The organism is Streptomyces sp. NPDC001027, assembly GCF_040299045.1.
GTDB lineage: Bacteria > Actinomycetota > Actinomycetes > Streptomycetales > Streptomycetaceae > Streptomyces.
The window spans coordinates 31,131-46,832 of sequence record NZ_JBEPBI010000052.1 but is presented as its reverse complement, the minus strand read 5'-3'; the positions used below and the strand labels follow the sequence as shown (position 1 = coordinate 46,832).

The 15,702-nt window shown below is 71.3% G+C and carries 13 protein-coding genes and 2 tRNA genes; 3 read left to right on the top strand and 12 right to left on the bottom strand.

Annotated features, from left to right (window positions below; translation table 11 throughout):
* Window positions 1–18: 18 nt before the first annotated feature.
* From ABT300_RS17215 to ABT300_RS17200, 4 genes are all read right to left on the bottom strand, one after another.
* Window positions 19–92, bottom strand: a tRNA-Met gene (locus ABT300_RS17215).
* Between the two features lie 125 nt (window positions 93–217).
* On the bottom strand, window positions 218–2,074 hold the full coding sequence (locus ABT300_RS17210; protein ID WP_351676134.1) for a sel1 repeat family protein: 1,857 nt from the start codon (window positions 2,072–2,074) through the stop codon (window positions 218–220).
* Between the two features lie 206 nt (window positions 2,075–2,280).
* Window positions 2,281–2,354, bottom strand: a tRNA-Met gene (locus ABT300_RS17205).
* 40 nt (window positions 2,355–2,394) lie between these two features.
* Window positions 2,395–5,370, bottom strand: a complete 2,976-nt coding sequence (locus ABT300_RS17200) for a UPF0182 family membrane protein (RefSeq protein ID WP_351676137.1) — start codon at window positions 5,368–5,370, stop codon at window positions 2,395–2,397.
* 164 nt (window positions 5,371–5,534) lie between these two features.
* Between ABT300_RS17200 and ABT300_RS17195 the strand changes: the two genes are divergently transcribed.
* Complete coding sequence (locus ABT300_RS17195; protein WP_057584738.1) at window positions 5,535–6,077, top strand: PPA1309 family protein; 543 nt, start codon at window positions 5,535–5,537, stop codon at window positions 6,075–6,077.
* A gap of 96 nt (window positions 6,078–6,173) precedes the next feature.
* On the opposite strand, the gene ABT300_RS17190 is transcribed toward ABT300_RS17195, so the two are convergent.
* The 4 genes from ABT300_RS17190 to ABT300_RS17175 form a co-directional block, all read right to left on the bottom strand.
* Complete coding sequence (locus ABT300_RS17190; protein ID WP_351676129.1) at window positions 6,174–7,265, bottom strand: YlbL family protein; 1,092 nt, start codon at window positions 7,263–7,265, stop codon at window positions 6,174–6,176.
* A gap of 54 nt (window positions 7,266–7,319) precedes the next feature.
* Window positions 7,320–7,514 (bottom strand): hypothetical protein, encoded by a 195-nt coding sequence (locus ABT300_RS17185; protein ID WP_157876474.1) that lies wholly within the window; start codon window positions 7,512–7,514, stop codon window positions 7,320–7,322.
* 190 nt (window positions 7,515–7,704) lie between these two features.
* The gene (locus ABT300_RS17180; RefSeq protein ID WP_319278710.1) at window positions 7,705–8,166 is read right to left on the bottom strand and encodes a molybdenum cofactor biosynthesis protein MoaE; all 462 of its coding nucleotides are present in this window, start codon (window positions 8,164–8,166) and stop codon (window positions 7,705–7,707) included.
* A gap of 124 nt (window positions 8,167–8,290) precedes the next feature.
* Entirely contained in the window at window positions 8,291–9,400 is a 1,110-nt protein-coding gene (locus tag ABT300_RS17175) for an SDR family oxidoreductase (protein WP_351676126.1), read from the bottom strand.
* A 192-nt stretch (window positions 9,401–9,592) separates the two neighbouring features.
* On the opposite strand from ABT300_RS17175, the gene ABT300_RS17170 reads away from it, so the two are divergent.
* Both ABT300_RS17170 and ABT300_RS17165 read left to right on the top strand, forming a co-directional pair.
* Window positions 9,593–11,053, top strand: coding sequence for a zinc-dependent metalloprotease (locus tag ABT300_RS17170; RefSeq protein ID WP_351676123.1), 1,461 nt, complete (start codon window positions 9,593–9,595; stop codon window positions 11,051–11,053).
* The gene (locus tag ABT300_RS17165) at window positions 11,050–11,565 is read left to right on the top strand and encodes an NUDIX hydrolase (protein WP_351676121.1); all 516 of its coding nucleotides are present in this window, start codon (window positions 11,050–11,052) and stop codon (window positions 11,563–11,565) included. The genes ABT300_RS17170 and ABT300_RS17165 overlap by 4 nt, the downstream gene beginning before the upstream one ends.
* Before the next feature lie 61 nt (window positions 11,566–11,626).
* Here the strand turns inward: ABT300_RS17165 and ABT300_RS17160 are convergent, their stop codons facing one another.
* From ABT300_RS17160 to ABT300_RS17145, 4 genes are all read right to left on the bottom strand, one after another.
* Window positions 11,627–12,382 carry an AIM24 family protein gene (locus tag ABT300_RS17160; RefSeq protein ID WP_351676119.1) on the bottom strand — a complete coding sequence of 252 codons (756 nt, stop codon included), beginning with the start codon at window positions 12,380–12,382 and terminating at the stop codon, window positions 11,627–11,629.
* Window positions 12,383–12,400: 18 nt separating this feature from the next.
* Window positions 12,401–13,081: an AIM24 family protein gene (locus tag ABT300_RS17155; protein ID WP_079659796.1), complete on the bottom strand. Its 681-nt coding sequence runs from the start codon at window positions 13,079–13,081 to the stop codon at window positions 12,401–12,403.
* An 11-nt stretch (window positions 13,082–13,092) separates the two neighbouring features.
* Entirely contained in the window at window positions 13,093–14,757 is a 1,665-nt protein-coding gene (locus ABT300_RS17150; RefSeq protein ID WP_351676117.1) for a TerD family protein, read from the bottom strand.
* A 144-nt stretch (window positions 14,758–14,901) separates the two neighbouring features.
* Window positions 14,902–15,498, bottom strand: coding sequence for a M48 metallopeptidase family protein (locus ABT300_RS17145; protein ID WP_351676115.1), 597 nt, complete (start codon window positions 15,496–15,498; stop codon window positions 14,902–14,904).
* Between the last annotated feature and the right edge of the window lie 204 nt (window positions 15,499–15,702).

Below are 15,702 nucleotides of genomic sequence, written 5' to 3'. Positions count from 1 at the left end.
CCGGCCCTCGGCCTTCAGTAGCGGGGACAGGATTTGAACCTGCGACCTCTGGGTTATGAGCCCAGCGAGCTACCGAGCTGCTCCACCCCGCGTCGGTGAACCCCACGTTACGTGAAGGGCGACGAGGAAGGCAAATCAATACGACGGCCGCCTATACGCCCAGGTCCGCGCGGTCGGGCGGGCCCAGGCCCACGGGATCGGCGAGGGCGGCGGCGCGTCACGCCGACAGCTCTTCCCGCAGCGCGTCGCGCAGCCGGGCCGCCCGCTCGGACACCTCCGCCGGGCCGAGGGACACCGCCCGGTCGGCCCACCGCTTGCCCTCCGCCAGCTCGCCACGACGCGCGTAGACCAGGGCCAGCCGCAACGCCGCCCGTCCGTGCCCGGCGTCGGCAGCACGCGTCCACCACACGGCCGCCTCGGGCTCGCTGCCCTCCCGCGCGAGCAGCAGCCCCAGGTTGAAGGCGCCGTTGCGCGAGCCGGCCTCCGCGGCCGTCCGGTACCAGCGCGCGGCCTCGACGACGTCACCGCGCGCGGCGGCCAGCATCCCGACGCGGACCTGCGCCCGGCGGTGCCCCTGGGTCGCGGCGCGCTCGTACCACTCCTCGCACTCGGTCTTCTCGTGCACGATCTCCCCGAGCTCGTGCGCGGGCTGGGGCGGCCGGCGCGCGTCGAGCACGGCCGCCAGCCGGTACGCGGCCTCCGCGTTCCCGCCGCCGGCCGCGCAGCGCAGATGCCGCTCGGCCTCCTGCTCGTCCCCGTCGCGCAGACGCGCGATGCCGACCTGCAGCGCCGCCTCGGTGTGCCCGGCGGCCGCAGCCCGCTCGTACCAGCGCAGCGCGACCGCCTCCTCGCCGCGCCCGGCGAACAGGATGCCCAGGTTGAACGCGGCGTCGACGCTGCCCGCCTCCGCCGCCTTGGAGAACCAGGGCTCGGCCCCGGCGGTGTCGCCGACCTGGAGCAGCAGGACGGCGAGGGCGTTGGCCGCCTCCCGGTGCCCGGCGTAGGCGGCGCGCCGGTACCACTGCTCGGCCTGCGCGGTGCGGCCCTGCTCGGCGCAGAGCAGGGCGAGGTTGTAGGCGCCGTTGTCGTCCCCGGCGTCCATCGCGGCCCGGTACCAGCGTTCGGCGGTCTGCGTCTGCCCGCGCTCCGCGTGCAGCGCGCCCAGCGCGTTCGCCGCGTTGCCGTCGCCGTCCTGGGCGGCCCGTAGCCACCAGACGGCGGCGTTCTCGGCGTCGCCGGCGTCGCGCAGCAGGAACCCGAGCGCACAGGCGGCCCGCGCCTCGCCGTCCTTGGCCGACGTGAGGTACCAGCGCCCGGCCTCCTTCAGATCGCCCCGGCCCTCCAGGATCGTCCCGAGGTGCAGCGCGGCGCGGCGGTGTCCGCGCGCGGCGGCCTGCCGGTACCACTGCTCGGCCTCGGTCCGCCCGTCGACACCGTTGTCGCGTGCGCGCTCTTGCGGGGCGCCGTCCTCAAGCGCGCTGCGGTGCTGGTCGAGGGCGCGGGCCAGCCGGTACGCCGCCTCGCGGTGGCCTCGCTCGGCGGCGACCCGCATCCACTGCTCCGCCCCGGCGTCCCCGCGGTGCTCCAGCAGGTCGGCGAGGGCGTACGCGCCCAGGGTGTGCCCCTGCTCGGCTGCCTGGCGCAGCCAGTACTCGGCGGCCGGCTCGTCCCCGCACTCGCGGCGGTGGCGGCCCAGCGCGTGGGCGGCAGCGGCGGAGCCGGCCACCGCGGCGACCCGCCACCAGCCCGCGGCCTCGTCGGGGTAGCCCCGCTGGTGGAGCAGCACGCCCAGGTTGTTCGCGGCGGCGCGGTCGCCCTCCGCGGTGGCGGCGCGCAGGTGGGGCTCCGCGCCGTCCAGGTCGCCGCGGCGCAGCAGCATGGCCCCGAGGACGCTCATGGCCTCGGCGTCGCCGGCTTCCGCCGCCAGCCGCAGGCGCATCTCCTCGACGGCCTCCCCCGTGTCGACGGCGTCGGCCGTCTCGTCCCGGCTCTCGTCCGGGGTCGCTTCCTCGTCGGAAGTCTGCACAAACCGCCCTGTCTCGAACAGAGTTGCCTTGTCCCCCATAACGTCCATCGTCGCACCACCCGCAACCCGGGTACACCTGGTATACCGCGGCCCGTAAGGTCACTTCAGCGTTTTGTCGACTTGCCCACAGAGAGACAAGTCAAACACAGATGGCGCAACTCCCCACAGCGGCGCGGCCATCGGTTTCTCCGGCACATGCGTTCGCACACCACGAAGGCCCGGATCCGTTTCCAGATCCGGGCCTTCGTCTTCAGTAGCGGGGACAGGATTTGAACCTGCGACCTCTGGGTTATGAGCCCAGCGAGCTACCGAGCTGCTCCACCCCGCGTCGTGTTCCACAACCGTACCACGACGCGGGGTGAGCATGATCAGCCGCTGCTGGGGCTCGGTGTGGGACTGGGTTTGCCGGCGGTCCCGCCGCTCGAACCGCCGCTCGGACTCGCCGAACCGGTGGGGCTCGGGCTGCTGCTCGGCTTGACGCCCTTGTCGGCCGCCGCCTGCGCCTCCTCGGCCCGCTTCAGCGCGTCCTCGAGGTCCTTCTGCGCCTTGGCGTACGCGGCCCAGTCAGGCTTCTTCAGAGCCTCCTGGCCGGCGGTGAAGGCCTTCTGGGCGTCGGCCAGCGCCTGCCGGACGGTCGGGTTGCTCGACGTCGGCGGCGGAGTGGCGCCGCCTCCCTCGTCCGCCGGCGGCGGCGTGGCGCCCTCCGCGCCGAAGACCTTGTTGAGGGCCTCGTCAAGGGTGTCCTCGAAGGCGGTGTTGCCGCCGTAGGTCACCAACACCTTCTTCAGCAGCGGGTACTTGAGCCCGCCGCCGCGCACGTACACCGGCTCCACGTAGAGCAGTCCGCCGTCGAGCGGCACCGTCAGCAGGTTGCCGTACTCGATGTCGGAGTCGCCGCCCTTCAGGAGCCTGATGGACTCGGCGATGTCCTGTTCGGAGTTGAACTGGCTCTGCACCTGTTTCGGACCGTCGACGGTCGTGCTCGTCGGCAGCTTCAGGATTCTGATCTTGCCGTAGTCGGGAGTGCCCGCTTCGGAGTCGACCGCCATGAACGCGCTGAGGTTGTCCCGACCGTTGGGCGTCAGCGTCGTCGTCAGCGAGAACGCCTGCGCCTTCTGGTCGGGCATCTTCATGCTCAGGTAGTACGGCGGCACCGCGTCGCCCGACTTGTTGGACGGGTCGTCCGGCACCTGCCACACCTCGCTGCCGCTGAGGAACGTCGTGGCGTCCTTCACGTGGTAGCGGGTGAGCAGCTCGCGCTGGACCTTGAACAGGTCCTGCGGGTACCGCAGATGCGCCATCAGCGACTTCGAGATCGCCGACTTGGCCTTCACCGTGCCGGGGAACGCCTTCATCCAGGTCTTCAGGACCGGGTCCTCGGTGTCCCACTGGAAGAGCTTGACCTCGCCGCTGTACGCGTCGACGGTGGCCTTCACCGAGTTGCGGATGTAGTTGACCTGATTCTGCTGGGCCACCACCGCGCGGTTGTCGTTGGTCGCCGTCAGCGAGTCGGCCGTCGTGTCGCCGAGGGTCGTACGGGAGGCGTACGGATAGCCGTTCGTCGTCGTGTACGCGTCGACGATCCACTGGATGCGGCCGTCGACCACGGCCGGGTAGGCGTCGCCGTCGATGGTCAGCCAGGGGGCGACGGCCTCCACGCGCTCCTTGGGCGTGCGGTTGTACAGAATCCGCGAACCCTCGCCGATCGCCCCGGAGTAGAGGATCTGCGGCTCACCGAACGCCACCGCGTACGCGGCCCGGTTGACCGGGTTGGAGAGGTTGACCCCGCTCTTTCCCTGGTAGCTAGTGGTCTTCTCGCCCGCGTCGTCGGAGTAGTCGATCTCCTTCTGGGGACCGCCGACGATCGAGTACGTGGTGGTCTTCTCGCCGTAGTACACGCGCTGCTCGTACGTGCCGAGCTCGCCCTCGGACGGCAGGTTGGACTCGGTGAACAGGGGCCGGCCCTCGGAGTCGGACGTGGTCCCGTTCGCCGCGACCACCCCGTAACCGTGGGTGTAGCGGAAGTGGTTGTTGATCCAGTTCTGCTTGTCCACGCCCGCGAGGTTCAGCTCGCGCAGACCGATCACCGTGTCCTGGTCGGCGCCCTTCACGCTGTAGCGGTCCACGTCCAGGTTGGTCGGGAACGCGTAGTACTTACGCATCTGCTGGAGCTGCTGGAACGTCGGGGAGACGATGTTCGGGTCCAGGACGCGGATGCTGGCGGTCGCGTCGACGTCGTCGCGCAGCGTCGTCTTGTCCTTGGTGGCGCTCGTGCCCTTGTACTCGGTGACCTGCGTGCCGTCGATGCCGTACGCCTCACGTGTCGCCTTGAGGTTCTTCGCGACGTACGGGGCTTCCTTGGCCTGCTCGTTGGGCTGGACCTGGAACTTCTGAACGATCGCCGGGTACAGCCCGCCGATGAGGATCGCCGAGAGCACCATCAGGCCGAAGCCGATCACGGGCAGCTGCCAGGTGCGCCGCCACAGCGTGGCGAAGAACAGCAGGGCGCAGATGACCGCGATGCAGAACAGGATCGTCTTGGCCGGCAGATAGGCGTTGGCGTCGACGTACCGCAGGCCCGTCCAGTTGTCCGTGGCCTTGAAGTCGCTGGACTTCACCGCCAGGCCGTACCGGTCGAGCCAGTAGGCCACCGCCTTCAGCGCGACGAAGACGCCCAGCAGCACCGAAAGGTGCCCGGTGGCCGCGGAGGTGGCACGCGCGCCGGGGCTGGTGACGCGCAGCCCGCCGTACAGGTAGTGGGTGAGCGCGGCGGCGATCAGGGAGAGGATCGTGGCGGCGAAGCCGAAGCCGAGCAGGAACCGGTACCAGGGCAGGTCGAAGGCGAAGAACGACACGTCGAGGTGGAACTGCGGGTCCTTCTGCCCGAAGGGCACGCCGTTGACCCACATCAGCCAGGTGCGCCACTGTCCCGCCGCCGAGGCTCCGGCGACCAGGCCGACCAGGGCGGTGATGCCGAGCAGCAGCCACGTCTTGTACGGCGCGATGCCCATGCGGTAGCGGTCGAGACTCTGCTGCTCCACCGACATCGCGCTCAGCGGCGGCCGCAGCCGGTGGGCCAGCCAGATGTTGAAGCCGACCGCGAGGGCCATCAGCAGGCCGAAGACGAAGAACAGCCCGATCTTGGTCCAGAGCATGGTCGTGAACACGGACGAGTAGTTCACCGAGCGGTACCAGAGCCAGTCCGTCCAGAACCCGGCGAACATCGTGAACGCCATGCCGAGTACGGCTAGGACGCCCAGTGTCGTCAGCAGGGTCCGGACGCGCCGGGACGGGCGGCCCACTCTGATCCGCGGCCCCGTGGGGCCTCCGCCGCGGTCCGGCATCTGGAAAGCCAAGGTGCGCACCTCGAATGTCGCAGTTGATCCGTCAGGCCCGCGTGTTCGTGGACCGTTCGTGGCCCCCCGTGATCGCGGGCCCACACCTATGCAACTTACTCACCGTTTACTCGGTTCCCGATTCCGCCCAGGAACGAGAGAGGATTGTGACCATGTCCAACACTCCCATGGCGGCGAGCCCGCTCACCCGGGCCGTACTCGAGATCGACGAGTACGCCTCCGGCCTCGGCTGGGACCAGCCCGCCCGCCTTTTCGCCCTCGTAGACACCGCTCGGCTGCGAGCCCAGGAACCGTCGCTCGCGACCCAGCTCGGCCTTCAGGACGAGCCCGAGACCACCGGTCTCACCCCGATCGAGCAGGACGAAGTGCCAACGGACAAGCCGCTCGACGAGTTCCTCGCCACGATCGCCTGGCCGGACGCGGTGGTCGGCTGCGCCCTCACCGTCGAGCGCCTGATGCTGCCGCCGTCCGCCGAGTCCCAGGTCCCGCAGGGCCTCAGCGACGCCAAGCTCGCGAAGTGGGTGGCCGAGCACCCCGACCGCCACGAGGTCCGGATGACGGTCGGCGTGCTGCGCGACGGCACCCGGGACTCTGCGCTGCGGCTGCGCGAGAAGGACGCCCCGACGGAGGTCCTCACGGGCGCCGGGCTCGTGCCGGGTCTGGCGGAGGCGCTGTCGGCGACGTTCGCGGAGTAGCAGCGCCTCCGCCGGCCCCGGCGGGCGGCCGGGGGTCTGCCGCCTCGCGGCCCCCGGCGGGGCCCGGGGCCTGTCGTCCGGATCAGGCCCCGGCGGCTACTTCGTGCACTTCGGCAGGGCCGCGGTGTCGCCGCTGCGGATGTCCTTGAGGGCGGCGAGGGCGTCGTCGATGGTGTCGACCTTGACGAGCGTGAGCCCCGACGGGGTGTCCTTGGCGGCCGCCTTGCAGTTGTCGGCGGGCGTCAGGAAGAACTGGGCGCCCTTGCTGCGCGCGCCGACGGTCTTCATCTCGATGCCGCCGATCGGGCCGACCTTGCCGTCGTCGTCGATGGTCCCGGTGCCGGCCACGAACCTGCCGCCGGTGAGACTGCCCGGGGTGAGCTTGTCGTAGATGCCGAGCGCGAACATCAGGCCGGCGCTGGGACCGCCGACGTCGGCGAGCTTGATGTCGACGGTGAAGGGGAAGGTGTGGTCGGTCCCGGCCGAGATCCCGACGATGGCGCGCTTCGCGCCGCTGTCGTCGGAGGCCGCGGTGGTGATCGAGACCTTCTGCGTGGCGGTCGCGGTCCTGTGCGCCTTCTCGGCGGCCGCCTGCTCCTTCGCCGGGACGATCGTGAAGACGACCTTCTCGCCGGCCTTGTGCTCGGTCACCAGCTTCGCGACGTCACCCGGCTCCTTCACCGCGGCGCCGTCCACGGCCTTGATCACGTCTCCGGCGTGCAGCCTGCCCTCCGCCGGGGACCCCTTCACCACGGTCGAGACGATCACCCAGGACGTCACCGGGACGTTCAGCTCCTTCAGGGCGGCGACCTTGGCGCTCTCCTGGGACTGGCTGAACTCCTCGGCGTTCTCCTGGGTGGACTGCTCCTCGGTCTTGCCGTCCGGGTACAGCGTGTCGTGCGGGACGACCTTGTTGTCGTGCGCGAGCCATCCGTAGACGGCCTCGACCAGGTTCATCCGGTAGTCGGCGCTGGTCACCCGCACTGTGGTCATGTTCAGGTGACCGGTGGTCGCGTAGGTCTTGCGTCCGGAGATCTGCAGCACCGGCTCGCCGTCGTGATCGCCGAGCGTGTTCACCGTCGGCCCCGGGGACATCTCCGAGTACGGCACGGGGATGAGCACTCCCGCGCACAGCAGTGCGATGAGCATCAGGGTGGAGGCGAGCATCGTCGCGGTGCGGCGTGGCATGACTCGACAGTACGGGACGCCTCTGTCAGCGCACGGTCAGGGCTGCCACCCGGGTCACGCGCGGGAGTGCGGCTTCTCCATGGCGGCCCGGAATCGGGCGTATCCGTCCAGCTCAGGGCCGTCACCGCGGGCCTTGCGGGTCCGGTTGGCCCAACTCCCCCACAGCCCCGCACCGATCGCGGCGACAAGCGGAATCAGCAACCAGGCGAGCGCCGCCATGCCGACCTCCCAACCCCAGTGAGCAACCACAACTGACTGATCAGCAGATTAACCATCCGCAGTGACAACGCTCACGGCAGGGGGCCGGTTACGCAACCGGACGGGTGGTGCCCGATGGATCAGGACGAGCGGCCGGTCGATCAAAGGGCGGCCGGTCGGTCGAAACGGGTGACTGGTGAGACGGGAGGGCGGCCGATGGGTCGGCAAGGCGGCCGGTGGTTCAGCAGGCGCCCACCCACTCCTCGGTGCCGTCGGAGAACCTCTGGTGCTTCCAGATGGGCACCTCGTGCTTGAGGTCGTCGATCAGCTTCCGGCACGCCTCGAAGGCCTCCCCGCGGTGCGGACAGGACACGGCGACGACGACTGCCAGATCGCCCACGGCCAGCTCCCCCACGCGGTGGACGGCCGCCAGCGCCCGCACCGGGTACTCGGCGGCGATCTTCTCCGCGATCCGCCGCATCTCCGCCTCGGCGCTCGGGTGGCAGGAGTATCCGAGCGCGTCGACGTCGGCGCCCGCGTCGTGGTTGCGCACGGTGCCCACGAAGAGCGCCGTCCCGCCGGCGGCGTCGTCCCCGACCGCCTTGAACACCTCGTCCAGGGAGAGCGCGGTGTCGCGGACGGCGATCAGCTTGATGGGATCCTGCGCCGCCCGCTCGCCGGGGTGCTCGTCGTTTGCTGCCATACCCACCATCGTGCCGCACCGCGGGAAGCCGACGAAATAGCGTGATCGCCCGGTACGCGCGCGTGGCGCTTTGGAGCGACCTCCAAGGGGGCCCGCGGCGGAGCAGTCCGCGGCGCCCCCGCGCTCAGCGCCGCCGGGCCCTGCGGGCCCGTCTCACCACGGCAGCCGCACCCAGCAGGGCGACCGTCGCCCCCGCCGCGCCCGCGGCCGTCGCGTCCTTGCGCCCGAGCCGCCGTCCGACGACGGTGTGCCGGCCGGCCACCTCCTCCAGCAGCTCCGCCAGGACCTCCTCGTTGGTCCAGCCCGGCCGCCACCCCGCGTCGTGCAGACGGCTTCCGCTCACCACCCAGGGGTACATCGTGTACGCCAGGTCGCCCGCCGGGGACGGCGTCAGCCCGATCCGGTGCAGCCGCGCGGCAGCGCCCAGGGCGACCGCCGACGGCAGCTCCATGCGCCGGATGCCGCTGAGCTCCTCGACCTCCTCCTGCTCCAGCCACCCGTCGCACCCGACGGCGAGTTCCCCGTCGACCTTCTCGAGGACGGCGTACTCCAGGGCGCTCACCAGGTCCTCGACGTGGCAGAACTGCCAGGCCGGCCGCGACCCGGCGACGACCAGCAGTCGCGGCGACTCGAAGTACCTGGTCAGCGCCGTGTCCGTGCCGCCGACCAGGGTCGCGGGCCGCACCACGGTGACGTTCAGACCGGGATGCGCCCGGGGTGCGCGGCGCGCGAGCCGTTCGATCTCCAGGAGGTCTCCGACGCCGGTCGCCTCCGCCGTCGCCCGCAGCTCGGCGTCCTCCGAGAGCGGCAGCTCGTTGTCCTCCAGCGCTCCGTAGACCATCGCGGAGGTGCACAGCACGACGCGGCGCACCCCGGCCGCCGCGGCGGCCGTCAGGACGGTCTGCGTTCCGCGCACGTTGTAGGCCGTCCGGGCGGCGGCGTCACTCCCCAGGTCGAGGTCGAGCGCGAGGTGGACCACGACGTCCGCGCCCCGCAGCTTGTCGGCGATCGCCGGGTCGCGGACGTCGAGGATGTGCCATTGCGCCGCGTCGCACTCGCCTCGCCGCTCGTCGACGGCGACGACCTGCTTGATCTCCTCCGACGCGGCGAGCCGCTCCGTGAGCAGCGCGCCCACCCCGGTCGCCGCGCCGGTCACGGCGACGACGGGCCCGCGGGCCCCGGCCCGGGGCGAAGGGTTTCGCGCTGCGCGAACCTGCGGATCTGGGGAACTCACCAGGTGTCTCCAGCGGTTGTCATGGCATACGGGCGCGAGTGACGCGTACGTACCAGGTGGCATCCATCCTGCCGCAGCGCAGGAGTCGGCGAAGCACCGAGGCCCGATCGAGCCGGGGTGTCTACGCTGGGTGGTGTTGCAGGGCAGTCGCCGCCGGCCGCAAACCGGTGGCCTTACCAGCCGAGGAACCCCGTGAGTGACACCCCATTCGGATTCGGCCTTCCGCCGGAGGAGCCGGAAGACGGCGACGAGGGCAAGAAGAAGGACTCGCAGAGCGGCGGTGGTCAGGGACAGGCCAACCCGTTCGGCTTCGGCGGGCTGCCCGGCGCAGGCGGCTTCGGCGCCCCCGGCGCGGACAACCCGCTCGCCGCGATGTTCGGTTCGCTGAACCCCAACGACCTGGGGGCCGCGTTCCAGCAGCTCGGTCAGATGCTCTCGTACGAGGGCGGCCCGGTGAACTGGGACATGGCCAAGCAGATCGCCCGCCAGACGGTCGCCCAGGGCACCTCCGACGGCGTCAAGGACTCCAGCGTCGGTCCGTCCGAGCGCACCGCCGTGCAGGAGGCCGTCCGCCTGGCCGACCTGTGGCTCGACGACGCCACATCGCTGCCGTCGGGCGCCGCCTCAGCCGTGGCGTGGTCCCGCGCGGAGTGGGTCGAGGCGACCCTGCCCGCGTGGAAGGAGCTCGTGGACCCGGTCGCCGAGCGCGTCGGCGCGGCCATGGGCGACGTCCTGCCGGAGGAGATGCAGGCCATGGCAGGCCCGCTGATCGGCATGATGCGCTCCATGGGCGGCGCGATGTTCGGCTCGCAGATCGGCCAGGCCGTGGGCGTGCTCGCGGGAGAGGTCGTCGGCTCGAGCGACATCGGTCTGCCGCTCGGTCCGGCCGGGCGCGCCGCGCTGCTGCCGGTGAACATCGAGGCCTTCGGCAAGGACCTGGGCGTCGGCAAGGACGAGGTGCGGCTCTACCTGGCGCTGCGCGAGGCCGCCCACCAGCGCCTCTTCGCCCATGTGCCGTGGCTGCGCTCGCATCTGTTCGGCGCGGTCGAGGGGTACGCGCGGGGGATCAAGGTCGACACCGCCAAGCTGGAGGACGTGGTCGGGCAGTTCGACCCGAACAATCCCGAGCAGCTGCAGGAAGCGCTCCAGCAGGGCATGTTCCAGCCGGAGGACACCCCGGCGCAGAAGGCGGCCCTGGCCCGTCTGGAGACGGCTCTGGCGCTCGTCGAGGGCTGGGTGGACGCCGTGGTGCACGCCGCTGCGAAGCCGCGCCTGTCGTCCGCCGACGCGCTGCGTGAGACCCTGCGCCGCCGCCGGGCCACGGGCGGTCCGGCCGAGCAGACGTTCGCGACGCTGATCGGCCTGGAGCTGCGCCCGCGCCGTCTGCGCGACGCCTCCCGCCTGTGGGCCTCGCTGACGGACGCGCGCGGGGTCGACGGCCGGGACGCCCTGTGGGCCCACCCGGACATGCTGCCCACGGCCTCCGACCTGGACGACCCGGACGGCTTCGTGCACCGCGAGCAGATGGACTTCTCGGAGCTGGACAAGATGCTCGGCGAGGCGGCCAGCGGCGGCCTCGGCGACGGGCCGAACCTGAAGAAGGACGACGCCGCGGACGACGGGGACGACTCCAGGGGCGACGACGCCAAGTGAGCCTGCACGACGACGCGGTCCTCGTCCTGAAGGGGTACGAGGAGCAGGAAGAGCTGTGCCGGATGTATCTGGACCATCTGGCGGCCCATCCCGACGGCGTGTGGAAGTCCTGCGCGGACGGGCACATCACGGCGAGTGCGCTGGTGATCGACCCGGAGCGTGGCCGGGTGCTGCTCACGCTGCACAGGAAGCTGCGGATGTGGCTGCAGACGGGCGGTCACTGCGAGCCGGTCGACGCGACGCTCGCGGGCGCGGCGCTGCGGGAGGGGACGGAGGAGTCGGGCGTGCCGGGGCTGAGCCTGCTGCCCGGCGGTCCGGTGCGCCTGGACCGGCATCACACGCCCTGCGCCTGGCACTACGACGTCCAGTACGCGGCGCTCGCCCCGGCCGGGGCGGTGGAGAGCATCAGCGGCGAGTCCCTGGACCTGCGCTGGTTCGCCTACGACGAGGTGGGGAGCGTGGCCGACGCGTCGGTCGTGCGTCTGCTGGAGGCGGCCCGCGCGCGACTGTGACGGGACGGGTAAGGGGCGACCCCCGGGTGATCGCCCCTTACCTCTGCGTGCGGCGGTCGGGTCAGCTCCAGACGTTGCCCTGGTTCTGTCCCCGCGCCCCCTGCTGGCCCATGCCGTACTGCGCGGCGATACCCGACCCGAACTGGGCGTTCTGCGGCGGCAGCAGCTCGCTGGGCTGGACCAGCGCGTAGCCGGCGCCCATGAAGCTGAGCTCCCAGCCCTCACCGGTGTTGCCGCGCCGCCGCCAGACCCCGGAGGAGTGCGTCTGCGCCTGCATCTGCACCCGCAGTCCGGTGGACCAGGCCACGATGGCGTCGGCGTCGCAGTTGACGTACTTGTCCGGGGTGACCTGCATCATCAGCGGCGCGCCCGAGGTCATCAGGGCGACCTTGCCGCGGCCGGTGATGTTGAGCTGGTACTTCCCCGAGCCGGAGATGCCGTAGAGGCTGTCGACGGCGATGACTTCGTGGTGCAGCGAGGAGTCCATGGCCAGCACATAGCTGCTGTCCACGGTCAGCCCGTCCTGCTCCACGTCCATCACGTGGATGTGCTGGGCGAGGTTGGCGAGGTACACGGTGCCCTGGCCGTGGCAGCGCATCAGGCTGAGGCCCTCGCCCGTCTGGGCACGCGCGCGTCCCTGCTGGTTGCTCTGGTACTCGGCGTCGAACTCCATGAGGCCCTGGTAGGCGACCATCGTCCCCTTGCGGGCGAGGATGTCGTCGTGGCCCTCCAGGGTGACCCGGAGCATCTGCTTGTTCTGCAGACTCCAGCGGTCCTGGGTCTGCGAGTCGTTGTGTGCGAAAAGTGAGCTCTGCATGGTGTTTCCGGCTCCCCCTCAGCCCCGTACCCGGAGGCGGTCGGTGCTGTCCTCGCTGGGCTGGACGACGACGATGCCCTGGCCGGAGAAGGCCATCTGGTAGGCCTCGCCGCTGCCCCGGCCGATGAGCGACTGCGCCTTGAAGCTGCGCTTGCCCTTCACCTTGAGGTTCGGGGACCAGGCGACGAGCGCGTCGGGGTCGACGTACGTCTCGTCCTCGCCGCCGCCGCAGTCGACGACGATCGGCTTGCCCCGGGAGGTCAGCGCGACCCAGCCCTGTCCGGAGATCTTGGTGTTCCACAGCCCCTGGCCGGCGAACTTCGCGAGACCCTTGACGCGCTCGACGCCCCAGGTCAGGTGCGCGTCGAAGGCGAGCAGGTTGGTGGCGTTGACGGAGATGCCGTCGCCGTTGAGGTTGATGACGACGACGTTCGCCCCGTAGTCGGCGAGGTAGAGCAGACCGTCGCCGGTGCACTTCATGAGGGGCGCGCCCTCGCCGGTCATCCAGTCGCGGGCGATCTGGCGTACGGCCGGCGGGTTGGGCTCGTACTGGACGAAACCCTCGTAGGCGACCATCGAGCCCACGCGCGCGAAGAGGTCGTTACCGGTCTGCATGGCGACCTTCAGCATGTGGTTGCCGTGGTTCTCCATGCGGGCGGTGACGGGTGCGGGCGCGTAGCCCGCGAGCGGCTGGTTCATGACGGGCTCCCTCAGACCTCGTACGGCTGGACGACGATGAAGTTGCCGGGAGCGCCCCGGAACTGGAGGTTGACGCTCTCTCCGGTGTCGCCCGGGTAGGCGTTGCGGCGCATCCGCACCTGGCTGGAGACGACCACCTGGGAGGCCGCCGACCAGGCGACTACGGCGTTGCAGTCGGCGAACGTGGTGGGCGTCACCGGCAGGACCACGGGGGTGCCGTGCGTCTTCACGACGATCGTGCCGGCGCCCTGGAACTGCATGGTGAACAGCGCGCCGCCGGGGATGCCGTGCCCCTCGATGCGACGGACCTCGTACTGGAGGCTCTCGTCGAAGGCGAGGACGTTCTCGGCGGAGACGCAGATCGCGTCGCCCTGGAGCTCGATGGGGTGCACATGGGTGGAGTTCTCGGCGAGGAACACCTGTCCCTGGCCGGTGCAGCGCATCAGCTGCATCTCCTGGCCGGTGGCGTTGCCGACGATCCGGCCGGCGAACCCGGCGCCCTTGTAGCTGAAGTCGACCTTGCCCTGGTAGAGGACCATGCTGCCCTGGCGGGCGAGGACGGGCTGGCCGCCGATGCCGAGGTCGACCCGGATCATCTTCCTGTTCTGCTGGGTCCAGCGCTGCCCGGTGGGCGTCTCCTTGAACTGCTGGAGCGCCGACGCCACGCCGGCGCCGCCCTGGGGCGCGCCCTGCGGCACGCCGTAGGCCTGCTGGCCCGGGACCTGCCCGAAGGGGGGCTGCTGACCGTAGCCGGGCGGCGGGGTCGGCTGTCCGTAGCCGGGCGGAGCCTGAGGGGCCTGCGGGACCGGGGGCTGCTGTCCGTAGCCGGGGGGCATCGGCGCGGTCGGCGCGGGGCCCTGGCCGTACGGCTGGGGCTGCGGCGGCTGACCATAGGGAGCCGGGGCGGGGGCGGGCGGCGGGACGTGGCCGCCGGGAGGGACCAGGGGCGCGACGATGGTCGGCGCGGCGTGCACCGGGGGCGCCGGGGCCGGGGGCGGGGTCGCGCCGGGCGGGGGCGCGAAGCCCTGCGCGGCGGGCTGCGGCTGCTGAGGCGCGGGTGCCGGAGCGGGGGGCGCGCCGAAGGCGGGCGGGGCGAAACTCGGAGCGGCGCCGGTCTGCGGCTGCTGCGGCGCGGCGGGCGCCTCCTCCTCCGCGACCTCTCCGCCGAAGTTCTTCAGCAGCGCTTCCAGACCGCCGTCGAAGCCCTGGCCGACGGCGGCGAACCGCCATACGTCCTTGAGGTAGAAGTCGCCCAGCATCACGGCCCGCTCGCTGGTGAACTCGGAGCCGTTGAACGCGTAGCGGGCCACCTCCTCACCGCCCGCGACGATGCGCAGGTAGCCGGGGTTGATCTGCGACATCTGCCCGGCGCCGTCCAGCGTCGCCGTGAAGGACAGCTTCTGGATCTGCGGCGGGATCCGGTCGAGGGTGATGCGGAAGGACTCCGTGTCGCCCGCCTGCGCGCCCAGGAGCTGGATGGACTCCTCGGGGGACTTGGGCTGGTTGAAGAAGACGAAGTACCGGTCGTCCGAGAGACGCTCGTCGGCGTCGAGACCGAAGCAGCTGATGTCGAAGGTCAGGCCGGGGGCGGTGATCTGCACGCCTACGTACAGATCGGTACCCGCCGTGAGGTCACTGATCCTGGCCTTGTGGCCGCGTTGGAATTCCCTGGGCATGCGTAACGACCGTCCCCCATCCGGATTGCGAGTGCGTCGCGTCAGGCTAACGGCAAAGTCCGACAACGCACGATGTCGGTACAGAGCCGGTACACAAGCGACGTCACAGGACGCCCGCGAGGTTCACCCCACGCGCGCCGCAGGTCACTCCCCGTTTGTATCCGGCGGGTGGGGCAGGCGTTCCGCCGCGACGACGCCCTCGAGGTAGCCCCGGGCGCGCTCGGTGCGCGGGTAGGCCTCCAGCAGCCGCCAGAAGTCGGGGCCGTGGCCCGGCACGAGCAGATGCGCGAGCTCATGGGCGAGGACGTAGTCGATGACGTACTCGGGCATGCCCTTCAGGCGGTGCGACAGCCGGATGCTGCCCTCGGCCGGTGTGCACGAGCCCCAGCGGGTGTTCTGGTTGGTCACCCAGCGCACCGAGGCGGGCCGGGCCCGGCCGCCGAAGCACTGGGCCGACAGGCGCTCGGCGCGTTCGGCGAGCTCCGCGTCGCCGGGCACGCGCCGGCTCTCCTGCGCGGCGAGCTTGTCGAGCATGACCGTCACCCAGCGTTGCTCCTCGGCCTCGGACATCCGGGCAGGGATGAGCACGATGGTGCGATCGCCCTCGCGGTACGCGGAGACCGTCCGACGTCGCCGGGCGCTTCTGCGGACCTCGATCGGGCTCGCCCCCGAGCCGCTCGGCGGCGGGCTCGTCGTGCTGCGCTGTGGTGGTCCGGCGCGGTGCAGGGGGTCGGCGGGCACGCCCCGACGTTACCCGTTGCCCAGGGGGGAAGTCCCGACTCCGGGTCGGGTGGGTTCCGATCCGACCTGCTGCTTTTGCCTCGTACGACGCATTTATACGACGAATTCACGTGCCTGTGGACAACTTTCGGCGGGGCTCAGGCGGGCCCGGCATGCTGGCAGTCGTCGGCGGAGCGAGGACACCCCACGCCCCGCTCCGTCGAC

Excerpts from the sequence above, each read along its gene's own strand:
- ABT300_RS17180 (WP_319278710.1), bottom strand. The coding sequence starts at position 8,166 with ATGGCAGCAAACGACGAGCACCCCGGCGAGCGGGCGGCGCAGGATCCC.
- ABT300_RS17150 (WP_351676117.1), bottom strand. The coding sequence starts at position 14,757 with ATGCCCAGGGAATTCCAACGCGGCCACAAGGCCAGGATCAGTGACCTC.
- ABT300_RS17160 (WP_351676119.1), bottom strand. The coding sequence starts at position 12,382 with ATGCAGAGCTCACTTTTCGCACACAACGACTCGCAGACCCAGGACCGC.
- ABT300_RS17210 (WP_351676134.1), bottom strand. The coding sequence starts at position 2,074 with ATGGACGTTATGGGGGACAAGGCAACTCTGTTCGAGACAGGGCGGTTT.
- ABT300_RS17200 (WP_351676137.1), bottom strand. The coding sequence starts at position 5,370 with ATGCCGGACCGCGGCGGAGGCCCCACGGGGCCGCGGATCAGAGTGGGC.
- ABT300_RS17190 (WP_351676129.1), bottom strand. The coding sequence starts at position 7,265 with ATGCCACGCCGCACCGCGACGATGCTCGCCTCCACCCTGATGCTCATC.
- ABT300_RS17195 (WP_057584738.1), top strand. The coding sequence starts at position 5,535 with ATGTCCAACACTCCCATGGCGGCGAGCCCGCTCACCCGGGCCGTACTC.
- ABT300_RS17155 (WP_079659796.1), bottom strand. The coding sequence starts at position 13,081 with ATGAACCAGCCGCTCGCGGGCTACGCGCCCGCACCCGTCACCGCCCGC.